The 16,756-nt window shown below is 63.8% G+C and carries 17 protein-coding genes and 1 pseudogene; 6 read left to right on the plus strand and 12 right to left on the minus strand.

The genetic code is table 11. From position 1 onward, the window contains the following. Positions 1–161: 161 nt before the first annotated feature. Complete coding sequence (locus tag KG722_RS00185; protein WP_213268392.1) at positions 162–812, minus strand: glutathione S-transferase family protein; 651 nt, start codon at positions 810–812, stop codon at positions 162–164. 122 nt (positions 813–934) lie between these two features. Here KG722_RS00185 and KG722_RS00190 point away from each other — a divergent pair, with 122 nt between their 5' ends. After that, on the plus strand, positions 935–1,381 hold the full coding sequence (locus KG722_RS00190) for a MarR family winged helix-turn-helix transcriptional regulator (RefSeq protein ID WP_213268393.1): 447 nt from the start codon (positions 935–937) through the stop codon (positions 1,379–1,381). 94 nt (positions 1,382–1,475) lie between these two features. Here the strand turns inward: KG722_RS00190 and glpX are convergent, their stop codons facing one another. Next, entirely contained in the window at positions 1,476–2,429 is a 954-nt protein-coding gene (gene glpX, locus KG722_RS00195; RefSeq protein WP_300998103.1) for a class II fructose-bisphosphatase, read from the minus strand. A 55-nt stretch (positions 2,430–2,484) separates the two neighbouring features. Next, positions 2,485–3,768, minus strand: coding sequence for a homoserine dehydrogenase (locus tag KG722_RS00200; protein ID WP_213268394.1), 1,284 nt, complete (start codon positions 3,766–3,768; stop codon positions 2,485–2,487). A 285-nt stretch (positions 3,769–4,053) separates the two neighbouring features. On the opposite strand from KG722_RS00200, the gene KG722_RS00205 reads away from it, so the two are divergent. Next, positions 4,054–4,581, plus strand: coding sequence for a hypothetical protein (locus KG722_RS00205; RefSeq protein ID WP_213268395.1), 528 nt, complete (start codon positions 4,054–4,056; stop codon positions 4,579–4,581). Between the two features lie 431 nt (positions 4,582–5,012). Here KG722_RS00205 and KG722_RS00210 read toward each other — a convergent pair whose 3' ends face one another. Together KG722_RS00210 and KG722_RS00215 are read right to left on the minus strand one after the other, a co-directional pair. Then, the gene (locus tag KG722_RS00210; RefSeq protein ID WP_213268396.1) at positions 5,013–6,227 is read right to left on the minus strand and encodes an LL-diaminopimelate aminotransferase; all 1,215 of its coding nucleotides are present in this window, start codon (positions 6,225–6,227) and stop codon (positions 5,013–5,015) included. Positions 6,228–6,238: 11 nt separating this feature from the next. Beyond that, positions 6,239–6,661: a hypothetical protein gene (locus tag KG722_RS00215; RefSeq protein WP_213268397.1), complete on the minus strand. Its 423-nt coding sequence runs from the start codon at positions 6,659–6,661 to the stop codon at positions 6,239–6,241. 71 nt (positions 6,662–6,732) lie between these two features. Here KG722_RS00215 and phaC point away from each other — a divergent pair, with 71 nt between their 5' ends. After that, positions 6,733–8,565 (plus strand): class I poly(R)-hydroxyalkanoic acid synthase, encoded by a 1,833-nt coding sequence (gene phaC, locus KG722_RS00220; protein ID WP_213268398.1) that lies wholly within the window; start codon positions 6,733–6,735, stop codon positions 8,563–8,565. On the opposite strand, the pseudogene argC reads toward phaC, so the two are convergent. The 3 genes and pseudogenes from argC to rplM all read right to left on the minus strand — a co-directional run bounded on the left by argC (position 8,562) and on the right by rplM (position 10,536). Continuing rightward, positions 8,562–9,498, minus strand: a pseudogene (gene argC, locus KG722_RS00225) (N-acetyl-gamma-glutamyl-phosphate reductase). The gene phaC and the pseudogene argC sit on opposite strands and share 4 nt — an antisense overlap. 85 nt (positions 9,499–9,583) lie before the next feature. Continuing rightward, entirely contained in the window at positions 9,584–10,027 is a 444-nt protein-coding gene (gene rpsI / locus KG722_RS00230) for a 30S ribosomal protein S9 (protein WP_213268569.1), read from the minus strand. Between the two features lie 44 nt (positions 10,028–10,071). Then, positions 10,072–10,536, minus strand: coding sequence for a 50S ribosomal protein L13 (gene rplM / locus KG722_RS00235; protein WP_213268399.1), 465 nt, complete (start codon positions 10,534–10,536; stop codon positions 10,072–10,074). A gap of 238 nt (positions 10,537–10,774) precedes the next feature. Between rplM and KG722_RS00240 the strand changes: the two genes are divergently transcribed. Next, a complete protein-coding gene (locus KG722_RS00240) occupies positions 10,775–11,536 on the plus strand; it encodes a hypothetical protein (RefSeq protein ID WP_213268400.1) in 762 nt (253 codons plus the stop codon). On the opposite strand, the gene KG722_RS00245 is transcribed toward KG722_RS00240, so the two are convergent. Next, positions 11,494–12,573, minus strand: coding sequence for a COX15/CtaA family protein (locus KG722_RS00245; protein WP_213268401.1), 1,080 nt, complete (start codon positions 12,571–12,573; stop codon positions 11,494–11,496). The two genes, KG722_RS00240 and KG722_RS00245, sit on opposite strands and share 43 nt — an antisense overlap. 81 nt (positions 12,574–12,654) lie before the next feature. Between KG722_RS00245 and KG722_RS00250 the strand changes: the two genes are divergently transcribed. Both KG722_RS00250 and KG722_RS15305 read left to right on the plus strand, forming a co-directional pair. Continuing rightward, positions 12,655–12,867, plus strand: coding sequence for a DUF2842 domain-containing protein (locus KG722_RS00250; RefSeq protein ID WP_213268402.1), 213 nt, complete (start codon positions 12,655–12,657; stop codon positions 12,865–12,867). 5 nt (positions 12,868–12,872) lie between these two features. Further along, entirely contained in the window at positions 12,873–14,126 is a 1,254-nt protein-coding gene (locus KG722_RS15305) for an acetyl-CoA hydrolase/transferase C-terminal domain-containing protein (RefSeq protein ID WP_213268403.1), read from the plus strand. Here KG722_RS15305 and KG722_RS00260 read toward each other — a convergent pair whose 3' ends face one another. From KG722_RS00260 to KG722_RS00265, 3 genes are read right to left on the minus strand one after another with little or no spacing between them, the layout of a single operon-like run. Beyond that, a complete protein-coding gene (locus tag KG722_RS00260; RefSeq protein WP_213268404.1) occupies positions 14,127–15,296 on the minus strand; it encodes a CoA transferase in 1,170 nt (389 codons plus the stop codon). An 11-nt stretch (positions 15,297–15,307) separates the two neighbouring features. Next, complete coding sequence (locus KG722_RS14850; RefSeq protein WP_300998104.1) at positions 15,308–15,442, minus strand: hypothetical protein; 135 nt, start codon at positions 15,440–15,442, stop codon at positions 15,308–15,310. Further along, on the minus strand, positions 15,432–16,586 hold the full coding sequence (locus tag KG722_RS00265; protein WP_213268405.1) for a CoA transferase: 1,155 nt from the start codon (positions 16,584–16,586) through the stop codon (positions 15,432–15,434). Before KG722_RS00265 ends, KG722_RS14850 begins: the two co-directional genes overlap by 11 nt. Positions 16,587–16,756 lie beyond the last annotated feature (170 nt).

Below are 16,756 nucleotides of genomic sequence, written 5' to 3' on the forward strand. Positions count from 1 at the left end.
TCTGCGCCATGGCGGCACGTGCCCCCGCTTCCCTTTCCTCGAGGGTTCCGGGCGGCCGCGCCCTGGCAGGTAATATGCGGGCTCTCGAGCCCTATCCCCATCTCCGCAGCAATCTCTGCCACGGGTTTTCCCGCCGTCATGGCACCATCCTTTCTTCGTTCTCAAGCCGGCTCATGCGCGGCAAAGACTTTCAGTTGCGCGTCAATCGCCCGCTTGAAAGCAGGCCTCCCGATGCAGCGGTCGCAATAGGCCTCCAGTGCCGGAAACTGCGCCAGCGTGCCGTCCCGCTTCAGTTCCCGCAGAACGCTCGCCATCAAAAGATCGGCGGCCGTAAAGCGTCCGGCTTCCAGATAGTCCCGGCCGTTCAGCCAACCGGACAGTTGATTGAGCCGCATGTCGAGCATGCCCCGCGCGCTTTTCAGATAGCCTTCCGCCCACGGCTTGCCGGCATTGAACAGCTGCGTCCCGGTCACATTCATCACATGAGGCTCAATCGAGTTGAGCGCGGCAAAGGCCCAGCTCATCACCCACGCCTGCGCCGCCGCTTCCCTGGGCATCAGGGCGTCCGATCCCTGCGCAACGTGCATCACGATGGCCGCAGACTCGAACATCTCAACCCTGTCATCCCGGTAAACCGGCACCTGTGCAAAGGGCTGGCGCGCGAGGTGCTCGGGCTGCAGCTTCTGCTCATGGTCGATCAGGCGATCTGTATACGGCATTCCTGCCTCTTCCAGAGCCCAGCGAACGCGCAGGTCCTTCACGAAACCCTGCGCGAACTCCGGCACCCAGTTGTAAGCGGTCACTTCCCGCATCTCCTGTCCTCCATCAGTCCCTGGCGGCGCTGCGCGCCTGCCTTATCCGCAACACCGCCCTTCCGGCGGCCCTGGCATCTTTCTCATTGACTTAAACGTTGATGTCAACATAATATATTTTTATGAAAACCGACCTGCCTTTCGACACGACGCTGGAAGTTTACGGCCGCTGTCTCTGCTTCGGCATGCACCGCGCCGCGCGCACACTGGCGCGCCGGTTTGACGCGGCCTTCGCCCCTCTCGGCATCAGCCACGGGCAGTATTCCCTGATGATGTCGCTGAACCGGCCGGACCCGCCCCGGCTTGGCGAGGCAGCCGCCTTCCTGGCCATGGACCGCACGACCCTGACGGCCAATCTCAAGCCGCTGGAACGGCTGGGCTATGTGAAAATTGTTCCGGATAAGGATGACAAGCGGTCACGCCGCCTGATCCTCACATCCGCCGGCCGCAAGGTCCTGGCCGCGGCCGTGCCCATCTGGCGCGCCACACATGACGAGGTGGACGCGCTCTTCTCCGGCAATCCGGCGGCGCTGCGAAACCAGCTGCTGGAGGTCGCCGCCGGCTGTTAAGCCTCCCGCCCTGAAACAGGAACACCGGCGGAGCTGCCCCCGCCGGTTATCCCGTTTACCTCAATGAGGCCAAGCTGATCCGGAAAAAAACCCCTCAGGCCCGCCGCGCCGAGCGCACATAGCGCACCATGCCGTCCGTAGAGGTCATGACCAGCGTATGGGTGTGCACGCGCGCGTCGCGGTGCAGCACGCCGTCCAGCAGGCTGCCCTTGGTCACGCCGGTTGCGCAGAATACGGTCTCGCCGGAGGCCAGTTCATTCAGGGTGTAGGTCTTACCAAAATCGGTGATGCCGACGCGGGTGGCGCGTTTCTTCTCGTCTTCATTGCGGAAAACGAGACGGCCAAACATCTGTCCGCCCACGCACTTCAGCGCGGCCGCCGCCAGAACGCCTTCCGGCGCCCCGCCCTGGCCGACATACATGTCGACCCCGGTCAGCGAATTGGTCGTGGCGATCACGCCGGCCACATCGCCGTCGGTGATCAGCGACACCCGCGCGCCGGCAGAGCGCAGCGAGTCGATGATGTCCTGGTGGCGCGGACGGTCCAGCACGCAGACGGTCATGTCCTCGACCTTGCGCCCCGCATGCTTGGCCAGCGCCTTGATGTTCTCTGCCGGGCTGGCGTCCAGGGTGATGATGCCTTCGGGATAGCCCGGGCCGACGGCCAGCTTGTCCATATAGGTGTCGGGCGCGTGCAGCAGGCCGCCGCGCGGCGCAATCGCCAGCACCGCGCAGGCGTCCGGCATGGCTTTCGCCGTCAGCGTCGTGCCTTCAAGCGGGTCGAGCGCGATGTCGATTTCCGGGCCTTTGCCCGTGCCGACTTCCTCGCCGATATACAGCATCGGGGCTTCGTCCCGCTCGCCTTCGCCGATAACGACGCGGCCCCGGAAGTCCACCGCATTGAAGGCCGAGCGCATTGCGTCCACCGCCGCGGCATCAGCCTTTTTCTCGTCGCCCCGGCCCACCATACGGGCAGCAGCGATGGCTGCTTCCTCCGTCACACGCACCATTGCGTCGGCGAGACTTGATGTCAGTACGCTGTTATCCATAGGTTTTTCTCCGAAAACGGGTCATCATTCATGTGTCTGCGAGCAGCCTAAGCAATTAGCTTGCCGTCTCGATCCTGATCAGTCTGGGGGCTTCCACGGTCACCCCGAGCGCCTCGATCCGGCCAATGGCCGACAGGATCTGCCGGCGCGGGCAGCGATGGGTCACCACGGCCACCGGGCTTGCGCCCGTTTCATCAGCCGAATCCTGGAGCAGCTTGTCCACCGACACGCCCTCCTCGGCCAGCGCCTCGGTCAGCGCGGCCAGCGTGCCGGGCTTGTCGGTCAGGCGCACGCGCAGGAAGAAAGGCGACACCTCCTCCTGCCCGCCCGCCACGAAGGGCTGGGCCACATGGTGCTCGGCGCGGCCAAAGGCGTTGCGGATGGCCGGGCGGAAGAGCTTGGCCACGTCCCCCATCACCGCGCTCGCCGTCGGGCCGGAGCCTGCACCGGGGCCGGTCAGCACGATCGCGCCCAGCGGGTCGGCCTCCACGCGCACGGAGTTCAGCGACCCGTCGATCCGCGACAGGGCATGCCCGATCGGCAGCGCCATCGGCTCCACCCGGCAGACCACGCCCTCGCGCGTCAGGACGCCTTCGGCGATGAGCTTGATGCGGAAACCCAGACGGTCGGCCAGACGCAGGTCCAGAAGGCCGATCTCCTCGATGCCGCGCACCGAAACTTTCGAGAAATCAAGGTCAGCCGAGAAGGCAATCGCCGATAGGATCGCCGCCTTGTGGGCTGCGTCCATGCCCGAAACGTCCAGCGTCGGGTCGACTTCGGCAAAGCCGCGCCGCTGGGCTTCGTCCAGCACGTCCTCATAGGACCGGCCGGTTTCCAGCATGGTGGAGGTGATGAAATTGCAGGTGCCGTTGAGAATGCCCGAAACCCGGGTCACTTCCGTGCCCGCAAGGCTGTCGCGCAGCACGCGCACCACCGGGATGCCCCCGGCCACAGCCGCTTCGAACAGCAGGTCGACCTGCTTTTCCGCCGCGAGGTTCGCCAGCATATTGCCATGCTTGGCAATCAGCGCCTTGTTGGCGGTCACCACATGCTTGCCCGCGCGCAGGGCCGATTCCACGGCAAACTTCGCCGGGCCGTCAGAGCCCCCGATCAGCTCGACAAATACGTCCACATTCGGGTCTTCGGCCAGCGTCGCAGCGTCGTCAAACCAGGTATAGGCATCGGTATTCACCGGCCGGTTGCGGTTCTGCGAGCGCGCGCTCACACCGGCAATCTCGACCTTTCCCGGCAGGCGCAGCCGGTCCTGACGCTGCACCAGCTCGATCAGCCCGGCGCCCACATGGCCGAGGCCGGCAATTCCAATTCTCAACGGGCCCATCGGGCACCCTCATTCGCTATTTCAATGTTCCGGCGGCTGCCTACCCTTTTTAGGGCATGGGGGGAAGGGCTGGCGAATGCGTATCCCGGCGCACACGCATTAATTGCCTGCAACGGGCGCCGATCCGTGCCCAATGCGAGGTTGCGGCCGAACGGAACCGATTCGTCTCCGGGGCGTTAAACCTTCAGCCACACCTCAACGAGGAGCCCCTGATGTCCAAGCGTATCCTGTTTGCGTCGATGTGCGTCCTGGCCAGTTGCACCCCCCACCAGGAGATCGACCGGGATGCCCCCGGGCGACATCTCCTCACCCTCCTTAGCTGATCCCCAGACCTCGACGCCGGCCGAGGCCGATGCCAAGTTCAAGGCAAGCACGGCAGATGGCGGCGCAGGCCAGGTCGATAGCGCCGTGGCAGCGGTCTACAAGATCCGTTCTACCGCCGACATTGCCCCCGCCGCGACCGCGATGATGACGCTCGCCGACAAGGACGAGGACGGACAGCTGACGCTGGAGGAATACGATCTTCTCGCCCCGGCCCTGGCCCAGGCGGACAATACCCAAAGCGCCAATGATGATGGCAGCACAGTGGAAAAACAGGGCGCAGCCGAATATGCCGAAACGTCTGACGCCGCGCCGATAAGCGTGGAAGAATTCTTCAACGAAACCGCCGGCGCTGATGGCACCATCTCCCGCGAGGACCTGGCATCGGCCCTGACAGCGCGCTTTGAAACGGCCGACGCCAATTCCGACGGCACGCTGACTGCTGAAGAAGCGGCAACCTTTTCCGCCAGCATGCGGTTTGGACGCGAATAACCCTCGCGCGCCAGCGTGAAGCGTCAATCCCGTGACGCTCCGTACACCGTCTATTTCTTCTTGATGCCTGCCTTGAAATCCGCCTTGCCCAGATCAAGCCGCTTCTTGAGGTCGGGCCCCGGCCTTTGCGGCGTGCCCGCCTTCCCATCCCCTTGAGGACCCGGAAGCTGCGAATACCCGCACTTCCAGCAGATCGAGACAAGAGGCGGAATGTACGACTTGCAGATGTAACACTCCCTGCTGCCCAGCTTCTCGTTTGACATCGCGCGCTCCCCTGACCGGCCAATCGCCACTCTCTGACCATAAAGGCGCAGAGCGGGGACATTTCGGGTCAGGCGGAAAATGCAGGGTGCATTCAGGCGAGCGGCCGCAATGCATGGTCCACCGTCGCAATGCGGTGCATTGCGCTGCGCTGAATGCACCCTTACGAATTACTCCGCAGCCGCCACAACCGGCTTGATCTCCTTCACGCCGCGCGAAGCGAGGAACTTACGGATGTTGCGGCCCGCCTGGCGGATGCGCTGTTCATTCTCAACGAGCGCGATGCGGACATAATCATCCCCATGCTCGCCAAAGCCAGCGCCCGGCGCCACAGCCACATGCGCTTCGTTGATCAGCTGCAACGCAAACTCAAGGCTGCCCAGATGGCGCAGCTGTTCCGGGATCGGCGCCCAGGCAAACATCGAGGCCTTCGGGCTCGGCACGGGCCAGCCCGCGCGCGTGAAGCTGTCGACCAGCACGTCGCGGCGGCCTTTATAGATCGCGCGGGTCTCGTCCACGCATTGCTGCGGGCCGTCAAGCGCAGCCACAGCGGCCACCTGGATCGGCGTATAGGCGCCATAATCGAGATAGGATTTCACGCGTGCCAGCGCGCCGACGAGCTTCTCATTGCCCGCCACAAAGCCCATCCGCCAACCGGCCATGGAATAGGTCTTCGACATCGTGGTGAACTCCACCGCGATGTCCTTTGCTCCGTCCACCTGCAGGATCGAAGGGGTCGGCTCCTCGAAATAGATCTCGTTATAGGCAAGGTCCGACAGCACCCAGAGGTCATGCTTCTTCGCGAACTTCACCGCTTCCTTGTAGAAGTCGAGATCGCACACCGCCGCCGTCGGGTTCGACGGGAAGCAGAGCACCATCGCGGTTGGCGGGGGCACGGAATACTTCACGGCCCGGCCAAGATTGGACAGGTATTGCTCGGGTGTATGCGCCGGGACGCCGCGGATCGAGGCCCCGGCAATGATGAAGCCGAAATGGTGCAGCGGATAAGACGGGTCTGGCGCCAGGATCACGTCGCCTGGCGCAGAGATGGCCTGCGCCAGGTTGGCAAAGCCCTCCTTGGAGCCGAGCGTGACAATCACCTCCCGGTCCTTGTCGAGCGTGACGCCAAAGCGGCGCTTGTAATAATCGGTCAGCGCCCGGCGCAGGCCGGGGATGCCGCGCGAGGCGGAATAGCCGTTCACGTCCGGCTTGCGTGCCGTCTCGATCAGCTTGTCGACGATATGCTTGGGCGTCGGCAGGTCCGGATTGCCCATGCCAAGGTCTATGATGTCTGCGCCCCTGGCGCGCAGCGCCGCTTTCGTGCGGTTCACCTGTTCAAACACGTAAGGCGGAAGGCGCCGGATCTTGTGAAAGTCGGTGTTCATTTTCAGAGGTCTCAATAGTCGTCTTGTGTGACGCGGGGAACATTGAACTGGCTGCGGATAGCAGCGACTTCGGCTTGGGTGAGGAAATCGGATTCCGGCGGAATGTCGCCAAACCCCTCAATCATGCTGTCGGCGATGGCGCGGATTTCCTCGGCTCCGCCCACCGCCACGCTAGCTCGGGGGCCTGCAAAGGCCGCCACCAGATCCTCGCCCTTGCCTGCGCGCGCGCGCAGGGCGGTCCCGGGCACGTTGCCGGGATCAACCACAGGCAGCTCCGAAAGCTCCGGATAGCCTTCGCCCCGGATTTCCGTCCGCCGCTCGCCATACCAGGCCGGCGCGCTGTTAACGGCTTCCCGCACCTTCGCATACGAAGATGAACATCCCGCAATGAGCAGCAAAGGCACAATCAGGAGGGGAATCGCCGTGTTTTTCATGGTTAAGCTCATTAAATGACAAACATTCTGAAGGATAGATAAGCCCAAAGAAGCGGGCGAAACTACGACACATGGGCGGAAACAACATACCAGCGTCTGAGACACCTTCCATCGCATCCCTGCTGATGGCGCAGGACCCCGCACATCTGCAAGTGCTGATGACCACACTGGCGCTGGCAAACACCGAATCCCAGGCCCTCCTTACTGAAGTGCTCACTGGCTCGGGCCCCCTTGGCACCGTCTCCCAGGGCGACCCCATGGGCGCGGCCGACGCCTTCGGCAAGGTCGGCATGAGCCTGGCGCAGAACCCCATGGCGCTGATGCAGGCCAACATGGACCTGATGCAGGGCTGGATGGGCCTCTGGCAGGAGATGGTCACCGAAACCCTCTCTGCCGAGCCCAGGCCCGAGAAGGACAAGCGCTTCGCCGATCCCGAATGGCAGACGAATCCAGGCTTCAAGTTCATCCGCAAGGCCTATGACCTCAACGCCCGCTGGATGATGAGCCTGGCTGACCGCGCGCCCGGCCTGGAAGAGCCGATCCACCTGCGCGCCAAATTCTTCATGCAACTGCTCACCGACAGCCTCTCGCCGACAAACTTCCTCGGCTCCAACCCGGCCGCGCTCAAAGCCTTTATCGAGAGCGGCGGGGAAAGCGTGCTCGCCGGCATCCGCATGGCCCGCGAAGACATCCGCAAGGGCGGCGGCAAGCTGCACATCACCCAGACCGACGAAACCCCCTTCAAGCTTGGTGAAAACATCGCCACAGCGCCCGGCCAGGTCGTCTTCCGCAATGACCTGATCGAACTCATCCAGTATGCGCCCACGCAGGAAACCGTCTACTCCAAGCCGCTGCTGATCTTCCCGCCCTGGATCAACAAGTTCTACATCCTGGACCTGCAGGAAAAGAACTCGATGATACGCTGGCTGGTCGACCGTGGGCTGACGGTTTTCGTCGTCTCCTGGCGTTCGGCCGATGGCGTGACAAAAGACTACACCTGGGACGACTACGCCAAAAGGGGTATCTATGCCGCCGTCGAAGCCGCCCTGCAGGCATCGGGCGCCAAGAGCCTCAATGCGGTCGGCTACTGCATCGGCGGCACGCTGCTAACCTCCACCCTCGCCCACATGGCCGCCACCGGTTACAAGAAGATCGACTCGGCCACTTTCTTCGCCTCGCAGTCGGACTTTGAACTCGCCGGAGACCTGAAAGTCTTCACTGATGGTCCGGGCCGGGACTATGTCTACGGCATCATCGACAATCACGGCGGCATCATGCCCGGCAAGGACATGTACGAGACCTTCAACTGGCTCCGCCCGATTGATCTCGTCTGGCGCTATGTCATCGACCAGTACATGCTGGGCAAGGAGCCCCGCCCGTTCGACCTGCTCTACTGGAATGCCGACCAGACCAATATCCCCGGCCCCGTCCACAAGCGCTACCTCTCTGAATGTTATGCGGAAAATCGCCTCGCCCGCGGCGAATACACCGTCCTCGGAGAGAAGATCGACATGGCCAACATCCAGATCCCCGTGATGCTGCAGGCCTCAAAGGACGATCACATCGTCCCGTTTGAAAGCGTCTACCGCTCGGCCAGGCGATTTGGCGGCGACACCACTTTTGTACTGTCCGGGTCCGGACATATCGCCGGCGTGGTCAACCATCCCGATGCTAAGAAATACCAGCACTGGACCAATGACAGCCTCGATCCGGCAACCGCCGCCGACTGGCTGCAGACCGCCACCGAAACCCCAGGCAGCTGGTGGCCCAGCTGGTGGGCCTGGCTGAAGCCGAAATCCGGCCGCAAGGTCAAGGCCGTGAAGCCCAAGGACATGGGCCTCGGCGCTGCACCCGGCACCTATGTCAAGGTCCGCCTCGAAGACATAAAGCTGCCGGCGCTCTAGGCGACCAGCCCCGCGCCCTCGTCCAGCCCCAGCGCAATGTTCAGATTCTGCACCGCCGCGCCCGAGGCGCCCTTTGCCCAGATTGTCCAGCCGCGCCACAAGCCGCGCCTGCTCATCTGTCCCGAAGACATAGATCTCCAGCCGGTTGGTGTCGTTGCAGCCTTCTGCATCGAGCCCCTTCAGCGCGTCGCCGTCCGTGAGCGGAACAACCTTCACGAACGCTTCGCCCGCATAGGCCCCCGTCAATGCCTTGTGGATGTCCTTGCGTTTCGGACTGCCCGGCAACGCCCAGAGCGGCAGCGGCACTTCCACGATCATCCCCTGCGCAAACCGGCCGACAGCAGGCGTAAACATGGGCAGGTGCGAGAGGCCGGTGAACTTCTTCATTTCCGGCGGATGCTTGTGCTGCTGGCCGAGGCCGTAGATGCGGAAGTTATCCTGCGTCTGGCGCTCTTCAAATTCGGCGATCATCGGCTTGCCGCCGCCCGAATAGCCCGACACGGCGTTCACGCTCACCGGCCAGCTGGCAGGAAGGATCCCGGCTGCCACAAGAGGGCGCACAAGCGCAATGAAGCCGGTGGGATAGCATCCGGGATTGGAGATCCGCTTGGCCGCAGCAATCGCCGCGCGCTGGCCCCTGTCCATCTCGGCAAAGCCATACACCCAGCCCGGCGAAATCCGGTGAGCGGTGGAGGCGTCGATGATGACGGTGTTGGGATTGGAAACCAGGCTGGCGGCCAGCCGCGAGGCATCGTCGGGCAGGCAGAGGATCACCACATCGGCCTTGTTGATCAGGCGCGCCCGCTCTTCGACATCCTTGCGCTTGTCGGCATGGATCGAGATCAGCTCCAGATCCTTGCGGCCCTTCAGCCGCTCGGCAATCTGAAGCCCGGTCGTCCCGGCCTCGCCATCAATGAAAACCTTGGGGATCATGGCGCCCCTCCGCGAAAACAAGGGCAAAAACAAACGGGCGCTTCGTTTCCGAAGCGCCCGCCAGACATTGGATATGCTGCTGCGATTAGCGCTTCGAGAACTGGAAGCTGCGGCGGGCTTTCGCCTTGCCGTACTTCTTGCGCTCGACGACGCGCGGGTCGCGGGTCATGAAGCCGAACGGCTTGAGCACGGCGCGAAGGCCGGGCTCATAAGCAACCAGAGCGCGGGAGATGCCGTGGCGGACCGCGCCGGCCTGGCCCATGAGGCCCGAGCCCTTGACAGTCGCGATCACGTCAAACTCGCTTGCGCGGCCAGCTTCGATCAGAGGCTGGGCAATCACCATGCGCAGAACCGGACGAGCGAAATACTGCTCCTGGTCGCGACCGTTGATGATGATCTTGCCAGTGCCGCGCTTGATCCAGACGCGGGCAGTGGCTTCCTTGCGGCGGCCAGTGCCATAGGCGCGGCCCTGGGCATCGATCTTGGGCTCAACGGATTTAACCGGCTGAGCAGAAGGCGCGCCCGTCATGGTGCCAAGGTCTTGCAGCGAGTTGGAGGTGTCGGTCATGTTTATCAGGCCGTTTTCGAGTTTTTGCGGTTCATCGCCTTGAAGTCGACGACTTCAGGCGCCTGTGCAGTGTGCGGGTGATCAGCGCCGGCGTAAACGCGCAGCTTGCCGAACTGTTTGCGCGACAGCGTGCTTTCGCGCGGCATCATGCGCTTGACAGCCATTTCGATCGCGCGCTCCGGGAAGCGTCCGGAAAGGATCTTGCCAGCGGTGGTCGACTTGATACCGCCCGGATAGCCGGTGTGGCGGTAATAAACCTTGTCGGCCAGCTTGTTGCCGGTGAACACAGCCTTCTCGGCATTGATAACGACGATGTGATCGCCAGTATCGACATGCGGAGTAAAGTCAGGGCGGTGCTTGCCGCGAAGGCGTTTGGCGACGTAAGAAGCAAGCCGTCCGACAACGACGTCAGACGCGTCGATCACGACCCACTTGTTCTCTACCCCTACGGGTGCGTTATACGTTTTCATCGCTCTGCTCAGAGCCTCTACTTTCGGAGTTCCAGGAATGCAAATTAAGGGCTGGCGTTTAAGCGCCGCGTTTCCCTTTGTCAACGCAGCCGCCGGGCTTAGCCTGCTTTTTGCGGTAAGCGCCTGTGGACGGCAAGAGGCACCCACCGCTGATCCTGATCAAGCTCCTGTAATTTCAGGACAAATTGAGCTTCCAGCGGTCTGGTCGACCCGTCCTTTGCAGGGCGAAATCCGCGATGTGGCGCTCTCTTCGGGCTCCGGAGCCATTCTGGCGGTCGCTTATGACGCTGGCGGCCTTGAATTTTTTGACATGGAAGGCGAGCGGCTGGGCGAACCGGCACGGTTCCATCTCAAGGATCTGGCCGATGGCCGCTCGGCCAGCATCGAAGGCGCCCAGCTTACGATCTTCCCGGGCGTGACCGAGGAGGGCACCCTTAAGGCGTATGTCTTCGGCAGCGGCCTGCTCGGTCCGGCCCAGATCGACCTGCCCATTCCCGAAGAGCGCATGGTCGAAGGCCTCTGTACCGGCGAGGCCGGCTCGCAGGGCCTGATGCGCCTCGCCTACTGGACCATCTCGGACAACCGTACCCTGCGCACCGGCATCGTAAGCCAGTCCGGCGATGAACTGTCCTGGACCGAAGAAGCCGCCACCGAGGCCGGTTTCCCGGTCACGTCCTGCGTCTTTGCCTATGACACGCTGATCGCGTCACCGCGCTCTGCCGCGTCCGCCTCGCTGACGCGCGGGGAAAACTCGGCCCTTCTCTCGATCGAGGAAGGCGGTCAGCTGCAGATCTCTACCGATCTTGGCATGACTACCAATGATATCGCTGTCCGCGACGGCATCACCATCACCGCGCCCGACAGCCCCACCGCCGTCACCGCCCATGGCACCCTGCCGGCCGGCGGGTATCCGGGCGGCGTCGTCGTCATCGCCGGCGAAACCAGCGACGGCACCCATCAGGTCGTCTTCGTCGATCCCAGCGTCATCACGCTGCAGTAAGCGTTGTGCGCTCTCGGGCCGCCTGCACGCCAGACCGTGTAGACGGCCCACAGCGTGATCACCACGCCGAGGCCCTGATGCACCAGCGCCAGCCCCATCGGCGCGGCGTTCACCAGCGTGAGAATGCCCCAGACCGCTTGCGCCGAAACCAGCACCGCCAGGAACGCGAACTCCCGGCTGAGGGTGCTCTTCCGGAACGCCCACGCCGCCACAAGGCTTCCTGCCCAGAGAATGTAGGCAAGCAGGCGGTGATTGAACTGCGTCGCCTCCCGCCCCTCAAACAGGCTCCGCACGCCCAGATCGGCGTGCATATAATGAGCGGGAAATACCTCCCCCGCCATCAGCGGCCAGTCGGTATAGGTCCGCCCCGCATCGAGCCCCGCCACAAGCGCGCCCGCCGCCATCTGCACAAAGATCAGCACCATCAGCGCCAGCGCCGCCTGCCGCGCCGCTTTTGGCGCCCCGGCCCGCTGCTGCCGCCCAAGGTCCAGCCACAGCCAGGTGATAAACGCCAGGATCAGCAGCGCCAGGGTAAAGTGCGTCATCAGCCGGTAAGGCGCGACCGACACCCGCTCGGTCTCGCCAATACCGCTCGCCACCATCCACCAGCCGATCGCCCCCTGCAGCCCGCCCAGCGCAATCAGCCCGGCAAGCTTCCAGGCAAGCCCCTGCCCCAGCCAGCGCCGCGCCGCGAAGACCGCAAACCCGGCCACCGCCACAAGCCCGATCAGACGCGCGATCTGCCGGTGTCCCCACTCCCACCAGTAAATGAACTGGAACTCGCCCATCGACATGCCGGCATTCTGAAACTGGTATTGCGTCGTCGACCGGTACTTCTCGAACTCGGCCAGCCATGCCGCCTCGCTCATCGGCGGCAGCGCGCCGCTGACAGGACGCCACTCTGTTATGGAAAGCCCGGAATCGGTCAGGCGCGTCGCCCCGCCCACCAGGATGATCGCATAGACCATCAGGGCCAGAAGGATCAGCCAGCGGCGTATCCAGCCTGCGGCAACGGGAGAAATTGCGTTTGTGCTCATGAAGCCTAGATCACTTGACGCGCGCGCCGATCAAGGGTCGCTGTGGTCGCAGGCCGCCCGGGAAAGGACGATTACGAACCCATGCAGAACCCGCGAAAGCCCATCGCCATGCTGGCCATGCTCGCCTGGCTCGTCATCTATATCGTGGCCATCGGCTCCCTGAGCGGTCAGATCGGCGCCCTTTCCGGCTGGCTCCAGATGCCCCTCTACATCCTCGCCGGCACTCTCTGGATCCTCCCCTTGAAGCCCCTCTTCGCCTGGATGAACGCGGTCGAGCCGCCCGAGGAAGACTGACCCCTGTGCCCTATCCCAGCCTCGCCGAAGCGTTCGAGACCTTCCGCCACCGTCTTCCCGCGCAGGCCCGCCTCTATGTCGGGGGCGCCAGCGGCGAGCCCCTTGGCCTTGCCCGCCTCTTCAAGGCAGAGCCCGAGCTTACCAGCGGCCTTACTTTCCTCGGCGCCTGGATCGCGGGCCTCAACTTCACCGACTGGGCCGGCTTCCATAACAACGCCTACGCCGAGACGATCTTCCTGCCCCCTGCCCAGCGCCCCTCCTATGAGGCTGGCCGCACGCGGTTCCTGCCGATGTCCTACAGCCAGGCCTGGCAGTGGATGGCCAGCACGCCGCTCCACGGCGCCGCCGTCCTCGTCTCCCCGCCAGATGCAGACGGCAACGTCTCCCTCGGTGTCAGCCCGGATTTCTCCCCGCTCATCTTCCAGCGCCGTGACGTGCCGATCTTTGCCATCATCAATCCGCACATGCCCGCGCCCCCGAATTCGCCAAAAATCCCGCTCTCGGTTTTTGCTCAGCTGGCGGAGGATGATCATCCGCTGATCGAACTCGCCACCAGCCCCCTGCCGCCCGCCTTCCAGACCATCGCCGGCCATATCGCCGCCCTCGTCGATGAAGGCGACACGCTCCAGTTCGGCGTCGGCAATGTGCAGCAGGCGATCCTCTCCGCCCTCAGGGGCCGGCGCGGCCTTTCCATCTATTCCGGCATGATCTCCGATCCCGTTCTGGGCATGCTGGAGGCTGACCCCGCCCTGCGCGTCGACACCGGCGTCGCAACCGGCACCCGCGCCCTTTACGAGCGGATGGCAACTGAGCCCCGCGTCCACTTCCACCCCGTCTCGAGAACCCATTTCGCCGGCGCGCTTGCCGCGGTCCCGCGCCTTCGGGCCATCAACTCCGTCATAGAGATTGACCTCTTCGGCCAGGCCAACGCCGAATTCATCGGCGGGCGCCAGGTCGCCGGGCAAGGCGGCCTCAACGACTTCCTGCGCGGCGCGGCCCTCTCCGAAGGCGGCCTCGCCATCACCGCCCTGATGGCCACCGCCAAGGGCGGCGAAATCAGCCGAATCGTCCCGCGTTTGCCTCCCAACGCCGTCACCGTCATGCGCACGGATATGGACGTCGTCATCACCGAATACGGCGCCGCCCGCCTGCGCGGCAAAAGCATGGAAGCCCGCGCCGACGCGCTCATCGCAATTGCAGACCCCCGGCACCGACCCATGCTGGCCGAAGAGTGGGAAGCGATGCGCAGGCGGATCTAGTCAGATCACGCCTCGCGCCTTCAGCGCCGCCGCCTCCGCTGCGCTCAGCCCCGCCTCCCGCGCAATCGCCTCCGAATGCTCGCCATAGCTTGCGAGCTTCGGATTGGGTTCTGGCGGCTCCTTCGCAAAGCGGATCGGCGGACCCACATGCCGGTTTCCGTCAGTATCGGTGAACACCATGCCCCGCTCTGCCGTAAACGGATCATCAAAGGCGGCTTTGAGGTCACGCACCGCCGCCCAGCAGCAATCCACTGGCTGCAGAAACGCCTCCCAATGGGCCAGCGGCTCGGTCGCAAACGTCTCGCGGAAATACGCTTTCAGCGGCTCCTGCCCGTCCCCGGGCGGTATCTTCGCATAGGGCAGAAGGTCCACTCGCCCCAGCGCCGCGAGCAAATTCTCCGCAAATTTCACTTCCGATCCACCGATCACCACAAATCCGTCATCGGATGTTCGATAGATGGAATTCATCGCCGCCCCTCCAAAACTGCGCATCTGGCGCGGTCTGGGCGCTTCATTCTTGCCAAATGTCGGCCCCAGGATATTCGGCGTCCAGGCAATGGCGGCGTCATACATCGACATGTCGATATAATCGCCCTCGCCGGTCTGGGTACGCCGGTACAGGGCCATAAGGATACCAGAAAGCGCCATGAGGGAGGAGGAGGCGTCGGCAAACGCAATCCCCGGCGGCGCGGGTTCATTGTCGCTCAGCCCCCGGCCCAGATCCATGAACCCCGTCATCGCCTGCACCACCAGATCATGCGCAGGCTTCTGCGCATGACGCCCCTCCTGCCCGAAGGCGGAGATGGAGCAGTAGACAATCTTGGGGTTCCTCGCCGAAACTGCCTCATATCCCACGCCCAGACGCTTCACCACGCCGGGGCGGAATGCTTCGACAAACACATCCGCCTGCTCGGCCAGCTTCAGCAGCAGCTCCACGCCCGCAGGGTCCTTCAGGTTCAGCTTCAGGCTGCGCTTGCCGCGTGCCACATTGCGAAACCACACGCTCCACCCGTCGGGCGTCGTCTCCCCAATCTCCCGCACCGGCTCGCCCACGCCATTGGCCGGCTCCACCATGATCACGTCCGCGCCATGGTCGGCCATCATCATCGTCATGTGCGGCCCGGGAAGGAACGCGGAGAGATCGAGAACTTTCAGGCCATCGAGTTTCATAAAGGTTCCTTCTAGAGGTTCATCTGAGACTGGGTGGTCAGCACAATCAGCTTGCCCGCCTCCGTCTCGATCCGCGTGTGCCAGACCTTCAGCCTGCGGCCAACACTTACCGGCGGGGCAGCCGTGGCTGATTTGTTATCCCTCATGGCTTCCTCCCAGTATCTCAGTGTCCTGCTCGCCAAGCTTCGGCGCGCGCGTTGCGACGGGCCGCTCGCCATTCACCCGGAAGGGTGAGGCCACCGTGCGCACGCCATCGGGCCGCGCCTCATGCGCCACTGTTTCGATCATACCAATCTCCTCCAGATACGGATTATCCAGCGCCGCCTTCACGTCCAGCACCGGCGCAAATGGAACCCGCCCGGCAAACAGCCCCGTCCACTCCGCGCTCGTCCGCTGGCTGAGCACTTCGTCCAGCAGCGGTGTCAGCGTTTCGAGGTTCCTGTGACGGTCTGCAATGCTGGCAAACCGCGCATCGGCTTTCAGATGCCCCGCTCCTGTCAGCTCGCAGAAGATGTCCCAGAATTTCGGCGTCTGACACATCAGGAGGCCCCAGCCATCCCCGGTCTTCACCAGCTGGCTCGGCGCAATCGAGGGGTGGCTGCCGCGCGGCAGGCGCCGCGTCTCATGCCCCCGGTTGAGATACCAGGTCGCCGGATAGGAGAGCTGATGCACGGCCGTATCAAAGAGGCTCACATCCATATCGCATCCCTCGCCCGTGCGCTGCGCGCTGACGATCCCGGCCAGCAGCGCCACCGCCAGATGGCTGCCGGTGTGGAAGTCGATGATCGACAGCCCCGCCCGGACCGGCGGCCCTTCCGGCTCTCCCGTCACCATCATGAAGCCCGCTTCTGCCTGCATGAGGTAATCATAGCCCGGCCAGCCTGCCCGCGAATTGTCTCGCCCGTAAGCAGACAGGTGCGCGCACACGATCGCAGGGTTCACGTCCTTCAGCGACGGATAGTCGATGCCGAGCTTCCCCGGCTGGTCCCCGCGCAGATTGTTGGCAACGGCGTCCGCTGTCTTCACAAGGCGCAGGAACGCCTCCCGGTCAGCCCCGTCCTTGAGGTCCAGATCAACCGACTTCTTCCCCTTCGAGAAGGTCTGGAAGAAGTCGCTGTCCCCCCCGCCCAGGAAGTAAGGCCCGAGCCCCCGCGAGACATCCCCGCCCAGTTCCCGGCACTCGATCTTGATCACTTCGGCGCCAAGGTCAGCAAGCAGCTGGGTGCCATAGGGGCCTGCCGCGTACTGCTCCACCGAGAGGATGCGGATGCCGTCGAGAGGGCGTTTCATGCGTGTCCGTTTCTGCCCGGAAGTGTCCCGGATTTGTCCTGTTTTGGCAGCCCCCCGTGTACCTGTCCGAACCGCCCGCGTCACCACCTGCCAGCGCGTCAGCCCGGCAGGTCGCAATGCAGCTATCAGGGAACTATAACCGCCTCAGACTGTTGGATAAGTCCCGCCGG

The organism is Hyphomonas sp., from assembly GCF_018402285.1.
In the GTDB taxonomy this organism is placed as follows: domain Bacteria; phylum Pseudomonadota; class Alphaproteobacteria; order Caulobacterales; family Hyphomonadaceae; genus Hyphomonas.